Source organism: Microvirga sp. GN3 (assembly GCF_055792825.1).
On record NZ_JBVVAK010000024.1, the window covers coordinates 1 to 21484 of the forward strand.

Here is a 21484-nt window from a genome sequence, read left to right on the forward strand (position 1 = left end):
TGGAATGCGGTGCTCTCGGCCCCGTCGGGCGATCTGCGGTGGTATCCCGCTTCTTCCATTTGGCGACCGTCTTCGGGTTGATGCCATGGCGCTCGGCCAAGGCCCTCAGGCTCGCTTGACTATGCTGTATTGCTCGACGGACTGCCTCTGTCGTTGTGGCGCTCCCATGGAGAACCTGGCCCATAGCGCATCCCTCCATTCCGGCGATAAGAATGCACCATCAAACCCCGGGATCAAACACCTAGAGCATCGGACCCAAAGGTGGACCCACTTTTGGGATCGAATCCGATGCTTATCCTCTGAGCTGGCGCATCGTTCGGGGCGGAAAACCGGATCCACTTTTCACTGACGTGGCCCTTCGGGTCCGCACGATGCGCTAGTCGCGTAGCAGCCACCTAAGCCCTCATCCTGCGGGCCGTTAGGCCGTCTCGAAGGATCAGGGCGTCTCCAGCGCACACTGGATCCTCCTTCGAGACGCCTGCTGCGCAGGCTCCTCAGGATGAGGCCGGAATCTGTAAAAACTCGCGAGAGCCTACATCCCGCGCTGGCCGCGCGCGACGGCCCGGGCCAGTGCGGCGGACACCTGCGCTTCGGAACGGCGGAAGCTCTCCGCGTCGGGCGTCGAGATGTTCATCGTCACGGAAACCGGCCGTCCTCCTCCGCCCGAGCGCACGCCGAGCCGCCCATCCGGCCCGCGCGCCAGCGGCATCACCGCCTCTGCGCCTTGTTCGCCCATGAGTCCGAGCCCGCGCCCGAGCGGAAAATAGGTCGGCGCGCCGATCACCCCGCCCTGCGCAAATGGCAATACCATGCCGCGCGAGAACACGCCGCCATGGGCGAAGGTGGAACCTCCTGTGCCGAACAGGGAACCGAGGATCGACCCCAGCCCCTTGACGAGACCACCGAGAAGGCCACCGCCATCGAGCGGCAATGACTCCTGCAGAGCCCCCGTCATCATCCCCTTGACGCTCTGACTCAAAGCAAGCTGCAGAGGTGCCAACGCGAGGCGCAACCCTGTTTCCACAAGGGATTGGCGTACCGATTTCAGAACGTTATCAAATTTCTTGCCTTCCGATATATTCTTCGCGAAAGCATTGGACAGGGAATCGCCGAACTTTTCGGAGAGGCCGATGAGAGTGGTGAGCTGGCGTTTACGGTCTTCCTCTAGGCTATTGATCGGCGAAACTGGGCTTTTGGCTGGATTCTCGCTCAAGCATATCTCCTTTGTGTTTTTCTGCTCTTTTATGATGCTCGCTGCGTCGGCCTGTGCACCGCGTCGCCCCCCCCGACGACGTTTTTGACATCGGGAATATCAGCAAATCCCAATGGCAAAGGATGCAGAACGAGTGCGACTACGAAGCGCAAAAAGCTGTTGCATCACAAAAGCCAGGTCCCATTCGGCACTTAGATTGGCGTAACCTTTACCTGAAATGTTTAGCTCTGAGAGGAGCAAAGCATATTGGAACAACTGACAATTTTCCGGACGTATGACAATAGATGAAACGTTTCGGAGAGGGCGATGAGGGTGTTGAATTGGCGTTTGCGGTCCTCGTCGAGTGCCTTCTCGGCAGGGGTCATTTCCTCTGGGTTAAGGGGATCTTTCACAACTGCTCTCCTCGTGGGGTGCTTGACTGCCGGCTGCACGACATCAAAGCCGCCCGAGCCGACTTATGTTTCGAAACTTTCCGACACAGCGCTGAAGAAAGCCAAAAGGGAATGCGCATACGAAGCTGAGAAGGCAACTGCGTCTGTAAAACCCGGATATGGTTATTATCCCTGGCTACGTGTGTATGTGATGTGCCTTGACCTCAAAGGGGTCAAGTACGTCGAGTAGCACTAAGGCCCTCGCAAGTCAGGAGAGGGTTCATGAGTTAGTCTGCCAGAGATCGCCTATCCTTCCCGCACAACACATCTATGAGATCAAATTAAGTTGAGGATCAAAGAGATGACCTCTTGGCGACCTTTAGCGTATTGCATTCTGACGTTGATACTTGGCGGCTGTTTTCAAAGGTATGAGACTCGGCTGCAATTCGACAGGGGCAATATGCCTCCAGAGCGCTGGGAACACGTTCGAAAAGAATGCCGTTATGAAGCCGCCAAAGCGTCAGCATCGGCACATGTCAACATCGCCGGCTATATAGAAGAAGAGCTCTACATTCAGTGCCTGGATCTGAAAGGGGTCAAATACAAAGGCAAGATCCAGGTAGCCGTCGAATAAGAGATCTCTCACTCATCCGGAAACGCCTCCATCAACCGCCTGAGATCGCCGCTCAACGCAGACTCGCTCTTTCGTCCACCCTGCAACCCCTCCCAGGCCGCCATCAGCTCGCGCGGCGTTGCGCGCCAGAAGGTCTCCGGGCTCCACCGCAGGATGCTTAAGGCCAGCGTCAGCGCGTCGTCCCAGGGGAAGGCGTGAGGCTCGCGTTCGCACTCTGCGGCTGCGTAGGGTTTGGCGATGCGTTGCCTCCGCCGAAGGTCATGACGAGGAGATCGGCAAGCGCCGCGGCCACGGGCTCGATGCCGTCATGCAGCGGCAGGCTCGCCACCTCCGCGTCGCTCATCGCATGACCGCCGCCGCGCAGCGCGACGCCGAGCAGCGTGAGCAGGTCGCGGCTCGACAGGCAGCCGGTGCCGAAACGCTCGGCCAACGCCATGAGATCCTGCACGCCGAAAGCCTCTTCGAGTTCGGCCAGCGCACCAAGGGTGAGGCAGAGGGTGTAGCGCGTCTCGCCGAGCTGCAGCGCCACCTCGCCCCGTCGTCTGTTGGGCATCGGTTTTCTTCCTGACTGGAAAACTACTCGCCGTCATGGCCGGACTTGTTCCGGCCATCCACGCCTTTGCAACGGTACGGTTCCTAAGACGTGGACCCCCGGGGACAAGCCCGGGGATGACGGTGAAGAGTTCGGTTGATGAGAATGGCTCGAATGCGCGCTTACAACGCGACAAACGCAAGCGCGCCGGCGGATTCGAAAGCCATTTCGAAAGTCACTTCGCCGGCGTGGTCGCCGCGATATTCCAGGCTCGTGATCTGGAACGGGCCTTCGATGCGGCCGAAATCGGGAATGACGATCTGATAGGTCAGGATGTCGCCGTCGAAGAAGACCTGGCGCATGCGTGCATCGGACGTTTCGTCCTTGAACACGCCGGAGCCGGAGATCGAGGCGCGGCGCACGCCGACGCCGGCCAAAAGTTCGCGCCAGCGCCCGGCGGATTCCGCATGGGTCACGTCGACGGTCTCGGCATTGAAGGCGATCTGGCGCGTGCGCAAGCCCGCCACGGTGACGAAACCGCTGCCACCATCGCCGATCTTGATGAGCAGATCCTTGCCCTTCTGAGCAGGCATGGGATGTCCTTTGTTGAGTGAAGAAGTGAATATGCGTGAGAGTTGGATTTCTTCCCTCCCCCTTGCGGGGAGGGATTAAGGGTGGGGGTCGAAAAGTCAGAGTGAGGAGTGCGCTTCGATAAGAACGAAGACTGCTACAGCACTTCTGTCGTTTACTGTCTCACCCAGTCGTTCCACCCCCACCCCTACCCCTCCCCGCAAGGGGGAGGGAACAACGCACGCCGATCACACCACTTCGGTCACCGCGCGCAGGCGTAAGCTGACGCGGGTGAGCCCGCTGTCCTTGTCGCGCTCGGAGAAAAGCTCCGTGACGCGCAGGTTGACGAGGCGGTGTCCGTCGAGTGCGAGCAAGGCATCGTCGAGGATCGCATCGAAGCGCTCGGCGACGGTGAGCGCCATTCGCGTGCTGCCGCGCTCGGACCAGACGACGATGCCGAGATTCTGCTCGTGGCCGCGATCGTGATCGGTGGACCAATCGGTTGCACGCACATCCGAGAACAGCGCATAAACCGGCTCGGCGCCGCGCGGCGGCTCGTCGTAGAGGCGTAAACTACCGCCCATGAGCGCTCGCAGTTCCGCATCGGCGGCAGCCGTGTCGAGGATTGCGCGGCGAAGCGCGAGAACGGGGCTCGTCATGCCCGCATCTCCTCGACGAGGCAGACGAGATCGCGCTTCGATCCGTCCGGATCGGAGGCCGCGCGGATGGCGAAGCGGCGCAGGCCCGAAGTCAGGCGCATGGCGCCGGTCACGCCCTCGCGATAGCGCAGGGTGATGCGATGGGTCAGGCTCTGCTCGGATCGGTCCGCGCGCACGCGCTCGGAGCCGGAGAGCATCTCGATCGCACCCCAGAGCTGCGGGCCGGAGGTGTAGGTGCGGATAACGCCGCCGAAACCGTCGGGCCGCTCGAGCGGCATCTCGAGCACGAACCGGCGCGCCCGCGCGCCGATGGGAATGGGTTTGGTTTTCATGAGAATGTCTTGGAATGAATGTGATTGAACAACATATTCTACTGTCATCCCAGGGCCGCGCAGCGGAGCCCGGGATCCATAACCGCGAACGGAGCAGAAAGAGGTGAAACGCTGCTTGCCTTGTCTTGAAACGTCGTGGTTATGGATTCCGGGCTCGCCTGCGGCGCCCCGGAATGACAGTAGAGGGCCCGTCTACAGCCGCATCCGTTGAAACGGTGCGACAAGAGCCAATGCCTCCGACGGCAGGATCTGCTCGCCGATCACGTCGCCGCGGTTCTCGAACCAATGGGCGACGAGAATGCGGATCGCGAGCTTCAACGGGGCGGGCACCGCCTCGGGTGCGGTGCCGTAGCCGGCCCGCAGCTCGATGGAGATGCCGTTCCTCGGCCTGCCCGGTTCCGGTGCGTGGGTGATGGCAATGCGCGGCGGATCGCTCAGAGCATCCGTCTCGAAGGCGCCCGCCGGAACATCGACCACCGTCCCGGTGGCATCCGTCACCTTGATGCCATCGACCGCGATCAGCGGCGAGAGCGGCAGCAGGATCGTTCCGCCGGCGGGCCAGCGGTCCAGCACCACGCGCCAGCGCTGCTCGATCAAGATCCGCCGTGAGGCCGCCTCGACCATGAGCCGCGCCGCCTTGATGAGACCGGCAATCAGGTCATCCTGCATGCCGTCATCGTCATCGACGCGAAGATAGGCCTTCATCTCCCCCAGCGTTATGGGCTCGACGGCAGGGCCGCTGATGAATATGGGAATCATCTTGAACAGGAATCCTTATGAGTCATGCAACGTCTGGTTACGTTCTGTCTTGCCCTGTCGCTGGTGGCGACGGAGGCGAATGCCATCGTCGGCGGTGCCGAGAATGAAGGTCCCCTCGCCCGCCAGAGCGTGATGATCCTGAGCTCGAATGGCGGCGTCTGCAGCGCCGTGGTGCTGGCCAAAGACGTGGTGCTCACCGCCGCCCATTGCGTGACGGGCGCGGCCGAGCACCGGGTGCATTTTCGTGACGAGACGGGTGAGCCCGTGCTGATCACGCCCGCCGCGAAGGCCGCGCATCCCGGCTACAATGCGAAGGCCATCGAAACCCGGCAGCGCTCGGTCGATCTCGCCCTGGTGCGTATCCCTGAGGCCCTGCCCGCTCGCTTCGAGCGGGCGACGCTCACGGCCGCGAAAGTCGCCGAGAACAGTGCCGTCATCGTCGGCGGCTATGGCCTTGCCCGCGAGGGCGATGCGAAAACCTCCGGCACCTTCCGCACCGCCTCCCTGACCGCGGTCGAGCCATACGGCCCGAGCAAAATTCTGCTCTGGGCCGAGGGATCCGGCACGGCAAGCGCCTGCCAGGGCGATTCCGGAGGTCCGATGGCGTCCGGAACCGCTATTGTGGCGATCACAAGCTGGTCATCTCCGGCGAAGGGTCAAAGCTGCGGAGGCGTGACGCAGGGCATCCTCGTCGGTCCTCAGCGCGAATGGATCGACCGGATTCTGAAAGGCTGGAATCGCGCAGCGTTATGGAGCGGCAACTAGAGCATCGGATCCAAAAGTGGACCCACTTTTGGGATCTAATCCGATGCTCAATCCCTTAAGCGACGCATCGTTCTTCTCGGAAAACCGGGTCCACTTTTCACTGACGTGGCCCTTCGGGTCGCTGACGCGGCCCTCTGGGTCCGCACGATGCGCTAGGTTAAATTCTTCTCCATGACTACCTTGCCCACGCCAGCCACCGGATCGGGATAGACATCCTGCCTCATCCAGCCATGGGCTTCATAAAACCGGATCGCCTCACGGTTCGGTTCGAACACATCCAAATGAGCGATCGAGTGGCCTTCCTTCTGAATGAGACCCTCGGCAGCATTCAGCAATGCCGTCCCTACTCCGAGACCGCGCTTCTCGATGGCGACCCAGACGAGGTCGATGGTATCGCCCGCGATTGAGACGACGCCAACGATGCCTTCGTCATCAACTGCAACAAGCATGTTATCCAGCATCGAGCGAACATACTTGTCGGTCTCATGCCCCTCAGCCCATGGCCTGATTCTTTCTTCGTCCAGAAAGCTCCCATAGGTCGCAAGGAGGGAAGACTTGCATAGCCGTATCACGGGTTCGAGATCGTCAGAGATCGCCTTGCGGATGTTATATTCCTGCCGGACCATGGTTTCGCTCATCCCGAAAGTGGGATCCACCTTTTTGAGACTACCCTCTGTCGTTAGAAATTCCTAAGGGAACGGAACTATCCTGACGGCCAAGGTCTTGCCTTAAAAAATCCTTTCCCCTCACGGCATCATCATCCCATGCGCGCGCTGCCAACTCTTGCTCTTGCCGTCTTCACCCTTGTTGCCAATCCCGCATGGGCCATCCTCCAAGGCGCCACCACGCGCGACCCGAACGGGTTGCGGCGCTCGGTCGTGTCCATCGAGAGCTCGACCGGCGAGCTCTGCTCCGGCGTGGTGGTCGGGCCGGATCTCGTGCTCACCGCCGCCCATTGCATGACGGATCGGGCCGCCTACCGTGTCACCGCGCTCAACCGCGCCTTCCGGCAACAGCGCTTCAACGTCGCCGCGCTCGCCGTCCATCCCACATTCGTCCCCGGCACCACGCCGCGCACCCAACCGGGCATCGACCTTGCAATCGTCAAGCTCGATCGGCCACTCGGACCCGACTTCCTGGCTCTCGACCCGACCCAGGCGGGCCGGATCGATGTGGGCGACGGCGTGACGATTGCCGGATTCGGCGTGTTGTCCGAGCGGGCCCGGCGCACGGCCCGGACACTGCGCCAGACCAACCTCATCTCGCTCGGTCCCATCGAGGTCGCCAACCGCGTCCTGATCGTCGTCGACCGCAACCGCCTGGCGGAGACGGCCGGGGCCGGCGCCTGCCGGGGCGATTCCGGCGGGCCGGTCCTGGCCGCGACCTCCGCAGGCTATCAACTCTACGGCATCACGAGCTGGTCGAGCGGCCCCTTGCGCAGCCGCCAGCCGAGCGCCTGCGGCGGCCTCACGGCGGTCACGCCGATCGTCGAGCATCTCGGATGGATCTCATCGAGCATGCGCGGCCTCAACGGGACGCGCAGCATGTGGACGGGGAACTGAACCGATCTTCAATCACCGTGTCATTCCGGGGCGCCGAAGGCGAACCCGGAATCCATATCCGCTAACAGTGCAGGCAGAAGCGTAACGCTGCTCGCTTTACCTTGCAATGTCGTGGTTATGGATTCCGGGCTCCGCTATGCGGCCCCGGAATGACAGTGCTTGCGCCCCAACGTCATCACCGGCACAAGGCCGGTGATGACGTGGAGGGTAGCGTTACGCCGCGAACTTCAAGAGCTTGATCGCCGCGTAATCCTGCACACCGCCGCCCACGCGCTTGGTGGTGTAGAACAGCACATAAGGTTTCGCGGAATATGGATCGCGCAGCACACGCATGCCGGCACGGTCGACGATGAGATAACCGCGCTTGAAATCCCCGAACGCGACCGCGCAGGCATTCGCCGCGATGTCGGGCATGTCCTCGGCTTCCACCACAGGGAAGCCCATCAGGGTGGCGGCCTGGCCGAGGCTAGCGGGCGGCGCCCAGAGATATTGGCCGTTATCGTCCTTGAACCGGCGGATCGCGCTCTGCGTCTTGCGGTTCATGACGAAGGAGGCGTTCTGGCGATAGCCGGCCTTCAGTGAATAGATCAGGTCGACAAGCACATCGGAGGGATTGGTGGCCGGAAAGGTCGCGCCGCCGGTCTGCACGGTGCCGAGCTTGCCCCATTCCCAGACTTCCTCCTCGATCGTATCGGCGGAAAGAAACCCCTTCGGCTTGTTGATGCCGTCGCCTGTCACGAAGGCGGTGCTTTCCTGCTCGGCGAAGGCGGCCTCGACTTCCTCCGCGATCCAGCGATCGATATCGACCACCGCATCGTCGAGAAGGGTCTGGGTCGCGGCCGGCATGGCATAGAGTTCCATGGCCGGGAAGCTCATCTCGGAGAGCGTCGGACTTGCGGTCTGAGGACGTGCCGCCGTCTCGCCGACCCAGCCCGTCGCAGGACCCATGGTCGAGAAGGCGCGCTTGTACTGGCCACCGGAAATCACACGCACCGACGAGATGGCGCGAATCGGCGAAACTGCCGAGAGACGGCGCAACACCTCGCTCTCGACCGTATCAGGCACGAGATAACCGCCATCGGGGCCGGAGCCTGCAGAGAGCGCCTTCTCCTCGAGCCGCTTCAATCCTGCGGCCTCGCCGGTGCGGATATAGGAATGGAACGCCGCCTTGTGCTCTCCTTTAGCCGGATCGCGGGCATTGTCCGCACCGCCGCCCAAGGGCGGGCGCGAGCGGTCGAGGGCAAGACGATCGAGACGGCGCTTGGCATCGTCGAGGGCGGTGTCGATACGGATCAGCTTTTCGTCCGTCACGACATCGCTCGACAACCGTGTCTCGATCTCGGACAGGCGCGTGTCGTTGGCATCCTTGAACGCCTCGAAGGCGCGGGCGAAATCGTCGAAAGCCGAGGCGACATCGTCGGAAACGGATTTGGTATCTACAATGGGGATCATATCAATCAATCGGTTTGTTAAATGAGAAAGGCCCGCCGGTGGGCGGGCCCGTTTAATTCCCGGTCAAGGGAATGATTAGCGGCGGGCGCGACGTGTGTTGGCCTGCACCGTATTGGACACTGCAGGGCCGGTTGCTGCGCCGACCGCGCCGCCGACGATCGCGCCGGGCGGTCCTGCAATCGCACCGACACCGGCACCGACGGCAGCGCCGCCGACCCGCTCTTCCGTGGTAGTGCAGGCCGCAGCAGCAAGGCCGAGGAGCGCAACGAAAACGAGCTTCTTCATGACAACCTCCCAAGAAACGCGGAGATCCGACACCTTCCGGATGAAGAAGGGACCCGCCACTTCCGCATCCGTGCGGGCGTTCATCTAACGCGCTCCCAAGGACAAGGTTCAGGACAATAATCGCACGGCCGCCCTGCGAATGCTGGCGGCGAGTTGCGGCCTCACGTTCTTCACGGTTTCGACCCGCGCATCGGGCAGCATCGGAAAGGTCACGACGGAGATTTCCCACAGGTCGAGCTTCTCCAGCCGGCGCAGGCCCGTGGGCCGCTCGGCCCGCGCACGTTCGACGCGAAAGCCGATGGAGAGCCCATCGACCGCGCCTTCGCGCATGAGCGCATGGATCTCCCGCGCACGCTCCACGGCAAGGTTGAGCTTGCCGCGCACGCGCAGGCCCCGCCGATCCTCCGCGATGGAAAGCCAGCGCCCGATGGGCTGGCCCGGATCGTGCTGCCAGAGGAGCCGCACATCGGCCGCGCCTCGTTTTCTTAAAGTATCCGAGAACGCTCCCGGCATGGCCACATCCTTGCCGAGATCGGCCTCACCGAACAGGCTGGCATAGCCTTCGAACACGCCGTCGACATCGACCGCGTTCAGCGGCTCGGACAGGAACTTTCGTTCCTGAATGATGGGAATGCCGGGCTTCATCGCGCGGCTCCGCGGACGATTTTCGGTTTGGCATCGAGCTTTTCGAGCTGGCGCACGAAATCGCGGAACACGAGCGCGGCGCGGCTCTGCCCGTCCCGCGCGGCCTTCGGCTTGCGCGGCGTGCGGGTGATGGTGCGGGTCATCAGGGTTCTCCCGAATGGCGGCGGTTGAAGAGGGACAGCTCGCGCACGAACGCATCGAACCGACGATTGGCCGCGAACAGATCGCGCAGGGTCATGGCAAGCAAAGCGGACGCCCCGCTCGCCCAGACGAACAAAGCGAGATGGGCAAGATCCCCGCGCCGGATGACGGCCTCGGTGATCTGGTCAAACATGTTCATGATTTGTTCCTACGGAAAAACTCCGTTGAGGGTAGGTGCGGTGGGAATTGGGATGGTGTTGGTGGTTCGGGTGGTTGCTTGCGCGTATGGATTTGCGAGACATCGACGGAGCGTCATCCCGGACGAGCGAAGCGAGATCCGGGATCGCTTGCAGGATCTGGTGCTGGAACCTCAACACTGTGATCCCCGCGAAGGCGGGGATCCATAACCACGACGTCTCGGGAAAGAGTGGGCGCCGGCATACCTTGTTCTGCAATGTTAGCGGTTATGGATCCCGGGCTCCGCTGCGCGGCCCCGGGATGACAGTGCTGAACTGGTTTTCGCGCCGTGCTCCTCGCATCGGGATCACCGGCACAAAGCCGGTGATGATGTCGAAGCAACACTTATCGCACTCGCCTCCCCTTCCCCGCCGTTGCCCGTCCATACCCCACCGCCTCGCGCTTCTCATCATCGTTCAAAAACGCCGCCGCCGACACACGGCGCCAGAGGCTTTCGCGTTCGTCGGCCAGTGCCTCGACGGCGTCGAGATCGGGTTCAAGCTGTAGCGTCTCGTCGTAAGCGGGTGCCAACCAATGTGACAGCGAGTCCGCCGTGCGCTTGACGAGCGGGATCACCGTCTGGCGATAGAAGGCGCAGTTGGCTTCGGCGTAGTTGGCGTGCGTGCTGTCGCCGGGAAGACCGAGCAGCAGCGGCGGCACCCCGAAGGCGAGCGCGATCTCGCGCGCAGCGGCCGCCTTCGCCTCGACGAAGTCCATGTCTTTCGGCGAGAGCGAGAGCGGCTTCCAGTCGAGGCCGCCTTCGAGAAGCAGGGGGCGTCCCGCATTGCCGGCGCCCTGGTAATTCGCTTCGAGTTCGCTCTTCAACCGATCGAACTGCGCATCGGTCAGCGTCGCGCCACCGACGACCAGCGCGCCGGAGGGCCGTGCTGCATTGTCGAGCAAGGCCTTGTTCCAGGCGCCCGCCGCGTTGTGAATGTCGAGCGCGGTGGCCGCAGCTTCCATCGGCGAGAGACCGTAATGATCATCAGCTGGGTGAAACAGCGTGAGATGCAGAATCGGCGGCAGCGTCTCGTCATCGCGGATCGCGAAGCGCACGGATTGCGTGCCGACCGCATATTCATAAGCAGCAGGCCAGCCATCGGCATCCGGCACCACGCGCATCCGGTCGGGCCGTAAGCAATAGAGTTCGTGCGGCGCGCCATCGAGGCTTACCGCTTCCACATAGGCGTTGCCGGAGACCATGAGGTGGCCGTAGAGGCTTTCCAGAAAACGCTGGCCGCCCTCGCGCGCATTGGGTCTGGCGAGCAGCGCAAGCAGCGGATGCGCCGTAAGTTCCCTGCCCTCGCTCTTGAGCACCAGCGGCAAAGCCGCCGCCGCCTCGCTCACCAGCCGCACGGCGCGATGCACGATGGCGTTCTTCTGAAAGCCTTCGCGGGACAAGGCCGCGTAATCGCGTGGCGTCCATACGGCGCGGCCGGCGACATAGAGCGCGATGGCGCTTTGCACGCGCGAAGCCTTGGCCTCAGGCGGCGCCTGAAGCCAGCGGGTCAATCGATTGAACATCAAAAACTCCTGCCCAGGATGAGGGCATGACGAAAAATGAAGGGCCGTGTGAGCAACGAAATGCTTCTCCTCCTGTCATGGCCGCACTTGTTGCGGTCATCCACGTCTTCAACGGAGGCAAAGACGTGGATCCCCGGGACAAGCCCGGGGATGACGGCCCAGCGTCTTCTTCCGTTACAACGGCACATCTCTGCCTTTCGCAGTTTCACAATGGCGACATCTTCCGCAGACGATGATGAAGACGCAGGCAATTCTCGCCATCCTGTCATTGGGCGGTCACATGCCGTGAGGTAATCTTTAGATGTTGCGGGGCATCCGGCGACATTCACGCGCCAGCCGAGCTGGTTTCCCCACTCGGCTGGCGCGACCATCAAGTTTCTCGAGCTCTGTCGTCCTTTCTCCTATTCGGGACGGCATGAGGCAGATGGCGGGGCGGATCGGCACGGATGGACTGCCATCCGCCCCTGCCTTCCAGCAGCACTCCCACCTTTGAGAGCCCCTCCGTTGCGCCGCGTTGCCTCTTTGGAGACAGACGCGCCCGAAAGGCTCACTCCATCAGGAGACGTTGAGGATCGTCGGCTGCACAATAGCTTATGCGCAGTGGCTCCATTCTTTGCCCCTACGGGAGTCACGGCGCCCCGGCTGGAGATATGCGTCAACGTTGTACTTCAGCTGGGGCGTTCTTTTCACAACATCCGCACCCGCGGTTCTCGTCTCTCACGCAGCATCAATTCGGTCAGCGTCCAGACGAGTGCATCCATGCGGTCGGGCGAGCGACCCGATGTCAGACCGCCGGGACCGAAATCGCAGAGCTCGTTCTCAAGCTCCGGCAGCGCGCCCACATGGCGCACGCGGTTCTGCGCGTAGAGCACGGAGACCGGCTCCGCGCGTAAATATTTGCCCCGCGTGGCGCGCACCGCCATGACAGGCACGGATGGATCGACCTCGCGGATCACGCCGGTCGCCATCTCGCCGCCCTGGTTCGTCTCGACGACGAGCGCATCGGCCTCGAACCGTCGATAGAGCGCCACGGCTTTCGCCGCCCATTCCGGCGGCTTCAAGCCTGACGCCGTTGCATCCTCCAGCACGTAAGCAACGCCGTTGTCATCGATGCCTGCTGCAACGATCCCGCAGGCATCGGCGCGTTTCGACGACGAGGCCGGCGGATCGACGGCGACGACGATGCGCATGAGCGGCGGCGCGCACGAAACGCGGTTCGCTTCGACGATGTCGCGCGTCCACAACGCATCGGGCCGATCCTCGACGATGTCGCCATCGAGCTCCTGCCGACCGAGACGCGTACCGGCATAGCGACGCATGACGGTGTCGAGAAAGACCGGCGCCAGGTTCTCCGCATTGTCGGCGGTGCGCACGCGCGACACCGCGACATGCGGATCGGCGAGGAAGCGCTTGATGAGCGGGATCGGCCGCGGCGTCGTCGTCACCATCTGGCGCGGATGCGCGCCGAGGCGAAGGCCGAATTGCAGCATGTCCCAGGTCTCCTCCACGTGCTTCCACTTGGCGAGCTCGTCGGCCCAGGCGGCGTCGAATTGCGGACCGCGCAAGGAATCGGGATCTTCCGCCGAGAACACATGTGCCACCGCGCCGTTCGGCCATTCGAGCTTGCGCAAGGACGGCGACCATGCGGGGCGTTCATGGCGCGCATGGATGGAGAGAATGCCGGCAGGCCCCTCCACCATCACGTTGCGCGCATCCGAAAAGGTCTCGCCGATCAGCGCGATGCGGCGTGATGCGTTGTGCGCAAAATCCGGTTCGGCGAGCGCGATGCCGCGCACCCACTCGGCGCCGGTGCGGGTCTTGCCCGCCCCTCGCCCGCCGAGCATGAGCCAGGTCGTCCAGGGATCGTGCACGCGCGCCAGGCCCGGCAAACGCTGCTCGGGCCGACAGCGCACCGGCCAATGCCGCAGCACGCTTTCGAAATCGTCTTCAGACCAGGATGCCGTCGCATCCGCGAGCCCCCTCTTCCGCAATAACCCGGTTAAGATGGTGAGCAAGTTCGTCGCGCAGCTCGTGGAGGCTGCGTCGGGGTCTAGAGTGATGCTCGTGTTCATCGAGCGGTGAGCCTTCCTGTTCCAGAAGGGCCCGCGCCGTCACCAACGTCTTGGCGTAGGATGCCAGGATCTGAGCCGTCTTGGCGTGGCTCGTCACGCGTCCGGCGCGCTGCTCCTTCACGAGAGCCTTGATTTGAGATTTCGTCACGCGCGCCAGCGATCGCGCGGTATCGCGCAAGGCCGCGGGGGCAGACAAAGCCTCGGATGGATCGTCGGCTCGGCCTTCCACCGCCGCGTCGACACCATCCCGATCTTTCAGAGCGAGTGCGGCCGCCCGGTGCGGCCATCCCCAGCTGTCCCGCAAACGCACGAAGGTTCTGCGGCTCACATCGATCCGGGCCGCGATCTCATGCAGGTTCATGGAGGGGCAGTTGAAATAATAATCGTAAGCCTGTCGTTTCTTCTCGGCAGACAATTCGATCGCGACAGCCATCGAGAAACATCCAACAAAAAACCGCCCAAGCGGGGGCTTGAGCGGCGGAGGTTGCACCAGGGCGATGAATGCGGGCGGGGCTTCATTCACACTTCGCCAGTGTTCACGTTTTGTACTCTAAGAGCGTCGCGCTGTCAAGGTGAGTCTGGGCCGCTTCGAACTTCCGATGCACAACAAGGCTTTGCATGGCCCTGCCCTCGCCTGGAGCGACAAGGGGGACGAGATTAGGCAGCGAATCGGCATCGCCCCTCGAATCTCTTCTCATATCGAAGGTGTTCTCTGAAAGTTCTCCTATCAAGCAATATAGCGGATACTGTTACATGTTTTCGCGATCAAAATCGGAACATAAGAGCAATGAAGAGACAACGTTGGACCGTACTTTTTAAGTATACTAAGAAAACCATATAAATGCATAGCTACGCATTCGAGTAGGAATACTGAAAACCATCATATAATAACCTACATGTTCATATAGGTTACAAAGATGCTACTCATCCGATGCGGGATTTCACCGTTATCCTATTCCCCTCCACGACAAGAGTCCTGCGATAGAGTTCGTTGAACGCCTGCCCCGACGGCCGCGATTCCCCGGTCATTGTCTCGTCCAGTCTCGGAAACCGAATCTCCGCCCCGCCAAAATTCCATATGGCGTAGAGCCAAGAAATTCCTATACAAAGTTACGGAATGAGACCTTCCTGACGAGCATCATGCAGGATGGGTTGGACGAGAAACGACAGGATGGGAACGGGGGCAGCAGACATGGCGGCATCAATCATTCGGCTCGGGGGCGAGCAAAAGGTCAACAGTCACACGACCAGCAGCCAACAAGCACAGAGCATCACGGCGCTGAAGGACGGCGGCTGGGTCGTGACCTGGCAATCCTTTAATCAGGACGGCTCTCTCAGGGGCATCTACCAGCAGCGCTACAAGGCCGATGGCTCGCTTAGCGGCAGTGAACAGCAGGTCAACACCCATACGACAAGCGACCAATCGGCTCCGAGCGTGACGGCGCTGGCCGACGGTGGCTGGGTCGTAACCTGGATGTCCTGGGATCAGGATGCCGGCTCTTTCGGGGGCGTCTATCAGCAGCGCTACAAGGCCGACGGCTCGCCCGTCACCGATGGTCCCTATGGCGGCGAACAGCAGGTCAACACCGAGACGGATGATAACCAATCGGAGCCGAGCGTGACAGCGCTGACGGATGGCGGCTGGCTCGTGACCTGGACCTCCAACGGTCAGGACGGCACCTATAACATCTACCAGCAGCGCTACAACGCCGATGGCTCGCCCGTCACCGACGGTCCTTTCGGCGGCGAACGGCTGGTCAATACCTATACGATAGACAACCAATCGGCTCCGAGCGTGACGGCGCTGGCCGATGGCGGCTGGGTCGTCACCTGGATGTCCTTGAGTCAGGACGGCTCCGGCTATGGCACCTACCAGCAGCGCTACAGTGCCGACGGTTCGCTCAGCGGCAGCGAGTTGCAGGTCAATACCTATACGACAAACGATCAATCGACTCCGAGCGTGACGGTGCTTGCCGATGGCAGCTGGGTCGTGACCTGGACCTCCAACAGCCAGGACGAGCCCGGTGGCCTCGGCATCTACCAGCAGCGCTTCACCCCCGTCACAGCCTTCGGCGAGGGCACAGAGAGCGGAACCGGGACCGGCGATCATGAGGTGTTTCGGGTCAGGAGCGGCGGCCTGGAGGCGGGCGACACGCTCGCGGCCGGTGGCGGCATCGATGTTATCAAGATGATCGAGGCCGGCAGCCTCGATCTCACCGCGCCGGATACTTTGACCGGCATCGAGATCGTCCAGGGTTCGAACGGCAACGACACCATCGTGACGAACGCCGCGCGCCTGACGGAGATCGTCGGCATCCAGGGTGGCGCCGGGCATGACGAGTTGCGCCTGCAGGCCGGCACCTATGATCTCTCGGCCAAGATCGTCTCCGGCATCGAGACCATCACTCTTCTCGGAACCGGCACCCTCACCTTCGCCGACAAGGCGACGGCGCTGCTGGCGCACAGCCAGACGCAGAACGGCGCCGTCATCCTGACCGACGACAGCTTCACAGTGGCCGAGCGCACCCAGCTCTACCATCAGGGCATCCGGCAGGTCACGGATGCGGGCGGCGTGCACATCCTGCAGCAGGCGCAGGCCTCCTTGAGCATGCAGGCCGTGCAGGAGAACGCTGCCGCCGGAAAAGCAATCGGCACCCTTTCGGCCACCGACCCGAACCCGGGCGACGGGCTGCGCTTCGAGCTGATCGACAATGCCGGTGGACGCTTTGCCCTGTCGGGCAACCAGCTCGTCGTCGGCAATGGCAGCTTGCTCGACTACGAGACCGGCGCCGCGCACCGCATCACCGTGCGCATCGTCGACGAGGGCGGCATCACCACCGATGCAACGTTCACGATCACGCTCGGCGATGTTCCGGTGGAGATCCTCAAAGGAACGTCCCGTGCCGATGTGCTCAAGGGCGGCGCAGGCCGCGACGTTCTCTATGGCGGATCTGGCAAGGACACCTTGACCGGCGACAAGGGGCAGGACGTGTTCGTGTTCGACACCAAGCCGAACAAGACGAGCAATCTCGACAAGATCATCGACTTCAATGTGAAGGACGATGCGATCTGGCTCGACAACAAGGTGTTCACGAAACTCGGCAAGGCTGGCTCCATCACCAAGCCCGCTGCGCTGAAGAAGGGCTACTTCGCCACCGACAAGGCCAAGGACAAGGACGATTACGTCATCTACAGCAAGAAGACGGGGATCCTCTCCTATGACGTCGACGGCTCGGGCTCCAAGGCCGCTGTCGAAATCGCCCAATTGAAGAAAGGTCTCGGCCTCAAGGCCACCGACTTCTTCGTGGTGTAGGACGTTTCACAGGACAAGATCGACCGCGATCATTTCGTGATCCGACACCGCCCGGCCCTCTTCGTCGAGGGCCGGAACGATCTGCGGATTTGTTGCTGCAAGGCCGCGCACGACGATCCAATCGAGCTTGCCGAAGGGCGGCTCGTGCTTGTTCTTCGGGCCCGGCGTCTGAGTCGGGAGCGCGAGATTGGCGTTCGCCCAAGTGAACCCCGCCTTTTGAAGATCGGCGAAGAGCGGTTCGTAACGCTCCGGCGCTTCGAGCAGGAGATGCCGTTCGTTCTCCTCGGTACGCGGCAGGGCCTTGGTGTTGAAGTCGCCGCCGATCACACAAGGCTCGCCCGGTGCGATTGCATCAAGCGCTTGCAGCAGGTTTCGGATCTGCATCTGACGGTCGGCCGGATCGGTCTTGCTTTCAAGATGGGTACTTACGATCCAGAGAGGCGTTGGCGCATCGGCGATGCGGGCGGCCAGCGCCATGCGCCCGCCGATCCGTCGCTGCGCGCCCTTGAAGCCGGAGAACCATAACCCGCTCTCATCGAGCGGGATCAGGTGCGGTTGCTCCAAGGCCAGTCCGGTCACGATGGCGTTGCCGTGGAGGCTGCAGGCGTTGCGCTCGCCTGCATGCTCGCGCATCTCGCCCTGGTCTCCGAGATCGAGTTCCACGAATTCGACGCCGAAGAGATATCCCTCGCCGGTCCCCGCGATCAGGTCGCGGATGTTGTGCGTGTTGCCGGAGCGCGCCATGCCGAGATCGACCTCGCTGAGCAGCGCGATGTCGGCGCCGGCCTGTTTCATAAGGAGGCGAGCCGCCGGCCGGTTCTTGAGACGCTCGGCGTTGAAGGCCGCGATTCTGATGATTTCAGGACAGGGCCGAACGCGCTCGGGCGGCACCTGTTCGATCTCCCGAAAAGCCGGGATCTGCTGCAGCAGGCGCGCATGCGCATCCTCGCCCATCATCGATGCCCGACGCGCTTCCTCCAGGATGGAAGCCTCGGGAGCATCGAGGTTCTGCACGACCCGGTCGATCACAGCGCGCATGGTGCAGGAGCCTCTCAAAAACTTTCTCGGACTCCTGCCAATTAGGGCGTCGCGCCTCTTGCCGGACCTGCGAATTTCAGGAATCTTTGGAGCTTGGCCTTAGGAACTTTTTTAAGTACGGGCCGTTATGTGAGCGCATCAAGCTTTGCCGGGAGGAAGCCCATGGTCTTTTGGGCTGCTATTGTTGCGCTCGCAACGGGCGCATTCGTCTATGTTGGCGACCTCTCTTCGGCCCTTGTCAGCCTGGCCGAAATCGGCGGCGTCATCGTCCTGTTCACCCTGGTCTGCGCCGCGGAAGTCTTCAGCATCCCGAAGAACCCGACCTTCGACAAAGGCCACGCCCAGTCCGAGTCCTAGGGCCCGACGCGCCGGCGGTTTCCTTTGACGCCCTCGAAAGGCGGGTCTCCTCATCCCAATGTCTGATCTTTTCCTGACCCATGGGAAATGTTAATACATTGCCCATGGGTCAGATTCGTGATTATGTTTCATATCATGAGCATGCCCAGCCCCGCTTTGGCCGCATCCGTCGATCTGGAGCAACTCACGGGCGACCTCGTCGCCTCGGTCTCCGATAGCCCCAGGGGGGCGCTGGACAGCGCCCTGCGGCAGGCCCTTGCCCACACGGTCGAGACGAAGGTCAATGCGCAACTCGCGGTGCTGCTGGAGGGGATCGGGGATGCTTTCTATTCCCTCGATGCCGAGTGGCGCTTCAGCTATATCAACCGGGCGGCCGAGGGCTATTTCGGCATTCCCCGCCACGCCATGCTGCGCAGCATGATCTGGGACGTGTTCCCGGAATCCGAAGGGACCGACCTGCGGCGCCGCTACGAAGAGGTCTTCGCCTCAGGCCGGCCCCTCTCCTTCGAGTCGGAAGCCGTAGGACGCCAGGGCCGGTATCTGGAATTCCACGTCTTTCCCTATAACGGGGGCATCGGCGTCAGCTTCCGCGACTGGACAAAGCGCCGTCGGGCGGAGGAAGAGCTGCGCGCCAGCGAGGCGCGCCTGAGTGCGCTCGCGAACAACGTGCCCGCCTGCATGTTCTACCAGACGAGCCATTCCTCGGATTTCCAGGACCGCAAGGTTCTCTACGTGTCCATGACCTGCGAGCGGCTCACCGGTATTCCCGCCGCCGAGGTGCAGGCCAATCCCGGCCTTCTCTACAATCTCGTCCTGCCGGACCATCGCTCCAAGATGCTGGCACGGGAATTGGAGGGACATCGCAACCTCAAGGAATTCGAATCCGAATTCGAGATGTGGCACGGGAGAACGGGCGAAGCCCGGTGGCATCGCATCATCGTGACCCCGCGGACGCTGGAGAACGGCAGCATCGTCTGGGACGGCATCCAGATCGACATTACCGAGCACAAGCGGGCCGAGGAGCATCTGCGGCTGCTGCTCAACGAGCTGAATCACAGGGTCAAGAACACGCTTGCGACCGTCCAGTCCCTGGCGTCCCAGAGCTTCCGCAGCCTCAGGACCCGAAACGTCCAGGACCTTCCCTCCGCCTATGCCACCTTCGAGGCCCGCCTGTTCGCCCTCGCCCGCGGCCACGATATTCTGACCCGGGAGAATTGGGAGGGCGCAAGTCTCGGCGAAATCGTCAGCCAGGCCTTCGCACCGTACCGCGACCTGTCCGAGGAATGCAGCAGGATCTGGATCGACGGATCGGATCTCCGCGTATCGCCCCCCATGGCTCTGAGTCTGTCGATGGCCCTGCACGAGCTTTGCACGAATGCCGTCAAGTACGGGGCCCTGGGCGTTCCCGACGGGCGGGTTCACATCTCCTGGTCGACGCTCAAAACGACAACGGGCTCGCGCCTCGTCATGCGGTGGGAGGAGCGTGGTGGCCCACCTGTCCTTGCGCCTTCGCGCAAGGGTTTCGGATCGCGGCTGATTCAGGAAGGTTTGGCGCGGGAGCTGAATGGCGACGTGCGGCTGATTTACGAACCCGAGGGCGTCGTCTGTGCCATCGACGTGCCTCTTTCTTGAGCAGGGCTGGGGAGCGTTTTCAAAAGGCGCATAGATCATTAGTCGATAGGGGCGCCAGATATCTTGCGAATGGAACCGTATTTAGTGTCAATAGCGCGCAAGTGACGAAGGTCACGATCCAGAGAGGAAAATATTACTATGAAACGTCGTCAGTTTTTGCAAGCCGCAACGGTCGGCGCGGCCTCGACAGCGGTTGCCGCTCCGGCCATCGCTCAGTCAATGCCGGAGATCAAGTGGCGCATGCAATCGGGCTTCCCCAAGTCGCTCGACACCATCTACGGCGCGGCCGAAGTGATCGCGAAATTCGTCTCCGAGGCGACTGACGGCAAATTCCAGATCCAGCCTTTCGCGGCCGGTGAAATCGTCGGCACGCCCCAGGTGGCCGATGCGGTCGGCAACGGCACCATCGAGCTCGGCCACACCTGCTCCTATTACTATTTCGGCAAGGATCCGACCTTCGCCATCGGCACCGCCCTGCCCTTCGGCCTCAACGCCCGCCAGATGAACGCCTGGATGTATCACGGCGGCGGTAACGACCTGCTGAACGAGTTCTACGCCAAGCACAATCTCTACGGCATGCCTGCGGGCAATACGGGCGTGCAGATGGGCGGCTGGTTCCGCAAGGAGATCAAAACCGTCCAGGACCTGCAGGGTCTCAAGATGCGCATCGCGGGCCTCGCCGGCATGGTGATGCAGAAGCTCGGCGCCGTGCCGCAGCAGATCCCCGGCGGCGACATCTACCCGGCTCTTGAGCGCGGCACCATTGATGCTGCCGAGTGGGTCGGCCCCTACGATGACGAGAAGCTCGGCTTCTCGAAGGTCGCGCCTTACTACTACTATCCGGGCTTCTGGGAAGGTGGCCCCGCGATCCATCTGTTCGTCAATCAGGCAAAATGGAAAGAGCTCCCGAAGGCGTATCAGGCGATCCTGACCGCTGCTTCCGGCTACGCCAACAACGACATGCTGGCGAAGTACGACGCCCGCAACCCGGCGGCCCTGCGTCGCCTGCTCGGCGCCGGCACGCAGCTGCGTCCTTACTCGCAGGAAATCCTCGAAGCGGCTTACAAAGCAGCTAACGAGGTCTATGACGAAGTTTCCGCCAAGAATGCCGACTTCAAAAAGGTCTACGAAAGCGTTCGCGGCTTCCGGAATGAAGAATATCTCTGGTTCCAAGTGGCCGAATACGCCTACGACACCTTCATGATCCGCGCCCGCGCCCGCGGCTGATCTTTCTTAATGCCATAAACCTGAAGAAGGGCGACCGTCCGGTCGCCCTTTTTTTTTTGTTGATCTCGGCATACCCACATAAGATTCTTCCTGACGGACGTCCTGCCACCACTCTCTTCGAGCAGGGCGCTCATCCTGTGAGTATCAAGGGGCATTCGACAGAC

General features: G+C 62.1%; 25 protein-coding genes. 7 read left to right on the forward strand and 18 right to left on the reverse strand.

The window, feature by feature from the left end; genetic code table 11:
• A partial coding sequence (locus tag ACS5Q1_RS13745) for a helix-turn-helix domain-containing protein (RefSeq protein ID WP_473098725.1) occupies positions 1–184 on the reverse strand: 184 nt, incomplete at its 3' end.
• A gap of 348 nt (positions 185–532) precedes the next feature.
• On the reverse strand, positions 533–1213 hold the full coding sequence (locus ACS5Q1_RS13750) for a phage tail tape measure protein (RefSeq protein ID WP_473098726.1): 681 nt from the start codon (positions 1211–1213) through the stop codon (positions 533–535).
• A gap of 732 nt (positions 1214–1945) precedes the next feature.
• Here ACS5Q1_RS13750 and ACS5Q1_RS13755 point away from each other — a divergent pair.
• A complete protein-coding gene (locus ACS5Q1_RS13755) occupies positions 1946–2218 on the forward strand; it encodes a hypothetical protein (RefSeq protein WP_473098727.1) in 273 nt (90 codons plus the stop codon).
• A gap of 8 nt (positions 2219–2226) precedes the next feature.
• Here the strand turns inward: ACS5Q1_RS13755 and ACS5Q1_RS13760 are convergent, their stop codons facing one another.
• The 6 genes from ACS5Q1_RS13760 to ACS5Q1_RS13785 form a co-directional block, all read right to left on the reverse strand.
• The gene (locus ACS5Q1_RS13760) at positions 2227–2457 is read right to left on the reverse strand and encodes a phage tail assembly chaperone (RefSeq protein WP_473098799.1); all 231 of its coding nucleotides are present in this window, start codon (positions 2455–2457) and stop codon (positions 2227–2229) included.
• Positions 2388–2771, reverse strand: coding sequence for a gene transfer agent family protein (locus tag ACS5Q1_RS13765; protein WP_473098728.1), 384 nt, complete (start codon positions 2769–2771; stop codon positions 2388–2390). The genes ACS5Q1_RS13760 and ACS5Q1_RS13765 overlap by 70 nt, the downstream gene beginning before the upstream one ends.
• Positions 2772–2932: 161 nt before the next feature.
• Entirely contained in the window at positions 2933–3343 is a 411-nt protein-coding gene (locus ACS5Q1_RS13770) for a phage major tail protein, TP901-1 family (protein ID WP_473098729.1), read from the reverse strand.
• Positions 3344–3568: 225 nt separating this feature from the next.
• Positions 3569–3979, reverse strand: a complete 411-nt coding sequence (locus ACS5Q1_RS13775) for a DUF3168 domain-containing protein (RefSeq protein ID WP_473098730.1) — start codon at positions 3977–3979, stop codon at positions 3569–3571.
• Complete coding sequence (locus tag ACS5Q1_RS13780) at positions 3976–4311, reverse strand: phage head closure protein (RefSeq protein WP_473098731.1); 336 nt, start codon at positions 4309–4311, stop codon at positions 3976–3978. Before ACS5Q1_RS13780 ends, ACS5Q1_RS13775 begins: the two co-directional genes overlap by 4 nt.
• 192 nt (positions 4312–4503) lie before the next feature.
• The gene (locus ACS5Q1_RS13785; RefSeq protein WP_473098732.1) at positions 4504–5070 is read right to left on the reverse strand and encodes a head-tail connector protein; all 567 of its coding nucleotides are present in this window, start codon (positions 5068–5070) and stop codon (positions 4504–4506) included.
• A 24-nt stretch (positions 5071–5094) separates the two neighbouring features.
• Between ACS5Q1_RS13785 and ACS5Q1_RS13790 the strand changes: the two genes are divergently transcribed.
• Complete coding sequence (locus tag ACS5Q1_RS13790; protein WP_473098733.1) at positions 5095–5835, forward strand: S1 family peptidase; 741 nt, start codon at positions 5095–5097, stop codon at positions 5833–5835.
• Positions 5836–5987: 152 nt separating this feature from the next.
• Here ACS5Q1_RS13790 and ACS5Q1_RS13795 read toward each other — a convergent pair whose 3' ends face one another.
• The gene (locus tag ACS5Q1_RS13795; RefSeq protein ID WP_473098734.1) at positions 5988–6473 is read right to left on the reverse strand and encodes a GNAT family N-acetyltransferase; all 486 of its coding nucleotides are present in this window, start codon (positions 6471–6473) and stop codon (positions 5988–5990) included.
• A gap of 126 nt (positions 6474–6599) precedes the next feature.
• Between ACS5Q1_RS13795 and ACS5Q1_RS13800 the strand changes: the two genes are divergently transcribed.
• Positions 6600–7397, forward strand: a complete 798-nt coding sequence (locus ACS5Q1_RS13800) for a S1 family peptidase (RefSeq protein ID WP_473098735.1) — start codon at positions 6600–6602, stop codon at positions 7395–7397.
• Positions 7398–7610: 213 nt separating this feature from the next.
• Here the strand turns inward: ACS5Q1_RS13800 and ACS5Q1_RS13805 are convergent, their stop codons facing one another.
• The 8 genes from ACS5Q1_RS13805 to ACS5Q1_RS13840 form a co-directional block, all read right to left on the reverse strand.
• Entirely contained in the window at positions 7611–8849 is a 1239-nt protein-coding gene (locus ACS5Q1_RS13805; protein WP_473098736.1) for a phage major capsid protein, read from the reverse strand.
• A gap of 75 nt (positions 8850–8924) precedes the next feature.
• A complete protein-coding gene (locus ACS5Q1_RS13810) occupies positions 8925–9218 on the reverse strand; it encodes a hypothetical protein (protein WP_473098737.1) in 294 nt (97 codons plus the stop codon).
• Between the two features lie 24 nt (positions 9219–9242).
• Positions 9243–9779 carry an HK97 family phage prohead protease gene (locus tag ACS5Q1_RS13815; RefSeq protein WP_473098738.1) on the reverse strand — a complete coding sequence of 179 codons (537 nt, stop codon included), beginning with the start codon at positions 9777–9779 and terminating at the stop codon, positions 9243–9245.
• Complete coding sequence (locus ACS5Q1_RS13820; RefSeq protein ID WP_203440428.1) at positions 9776–9922, reverse strand: hypothetical protein; 147 nt, start codon at positions 9920–9922, stop codon at positions 9776–9778. The genes ACS5Q1_RS13815 and ACS5Q1_RS13820 overlap by 4 nt, the downstream gene beginning before the upstream one ends.
• Positions 9922–10119, reverse strand: a complete 198-nt coding sequence (locus ACS5Q1_RS13825; protein WP_203440429.1) for a hypothetical protein — start codon at positions 10117–10119, stop codon at positions 9922–9924. Before ACS5Q1_RS13825 ends, ACS5Q1_RS13820 begins: the two co-directional genes overlap by 1 nt.
• Positions 10120–10502: 383 nt before the next feature.
• On the reverse strand, positions 10503–11681 hold the full coding sequence (locus tag ACS5Q1_RS13830; RefSeq protein WP_473098739.1) for a phage portal protein: 1179 nt from the start codon (positions 11679–11681) through the stop codon (positions 10503–10505).
• 686 nt (positions 11682–12367) lie between these two features.
• The gene (locus ACS5Q1_RS13835; protein WP_473098740.1) at positions 12368–13612 is read right to left on the reverse strand and encodes a DNA-packaging protein; all 1245 of its coding nucleotides are present in this window, start codon (positions 13610–13612) and stop codon (positions 12368–12370) included.
• Between the two features lie 16 nt (positions 13613–13628).
• The gene (locus tag ACS5Q1_RS13840) at positions 13629–14186 is read right to left on the reverse strand and encodes a hypothetical protein (RefSeq protein WP_473098741.1); all 558 of its coding nucleotides are present in this window, start codon (positions 14184–14186) and stop codon (positions 13629–13631) included.
• Positions 14187–14945: 759 nt separating this feature from the next.
• Here ACS5Q1_RS13840 and ACS5Q1_RS13845 point away from each other — a divergent pair.
• Positions 14946–17066, forward strand: a complete 2121-nt coding sequence (locus tag ACS5Q1_RS13845) for a cadherin repeat domain-containing protein (protein ID WP_473098742.1) — start codon at positions 14946–14948, stop codon at positions 17064–17066.
• 6 nt (positions 17067–17072) lie between these two features.
• On the opposite strand, the gene ACS5Q1_RS13850 is transcribed toward ACS5Q1_RS13845, so the two are convergent.
• Positions 17073–18104: an endonuclease/exonuclease/phosphatase family protein gene (locus ACS5Q1_RS13850; RefSeq protein WP_473098743.1), complete on the reverse strand. Its 1032-nt coding sequence runs from the start codon at positions 18102–18104 to the stop codon at positions 17073–17075.
• 162 nt (positions 18105–18266) lie between these two features.
• On the opposite strand from ACS5Q1_RS13850, the gene ACS5Q1_RS13855 reads away from it, so the two are divergent.
• From ACS5Q1_RS13855 to ACS5Q1_RS13865, 3 genes are all read left to right on the forward strand, one after another.
• Positions 18267–18461: a hypothetical protein gene (locus tag ACS5Q1_RS13855; RefSeq protein ID WP_473098744.1), complete on the forward strand. Its 195-nt coding sequence runs from the start codon at positions 18267–18269 to the stop codon at positions 18459–18461.
• A gap of 135 nt (positions 18462–18596) precedes the next feature.
• Positions 18597–20093 carry a sensor histidine kinase gene (locus ACS5Q1_RS13860; protein WP_473098745.1) on the forward strand — a complete coding sequence of 499 codons (1497 nt, stop codon included), beginning with the start codon at positions 18597–18599 and terminating at the stop codon, positions 20091–20093.
• A 138-nt stretch (positions 20094–20231) separates the two neighbouring features.
• The gene (locus ACS5Q1_RS13865) at positions 20232–21320 is read left to right on the forward strand and encodes a TRAP transporter substrate-binding protein (RefSeq protein ID WP_203440435.1); all 1089 of its coding nucleotides are present in this window, start codon (positions 20232–20234) and stop codon (positions 21318–21320) included.
• Positions 21321–21484 lie beyond the last annotated feature (164 nt).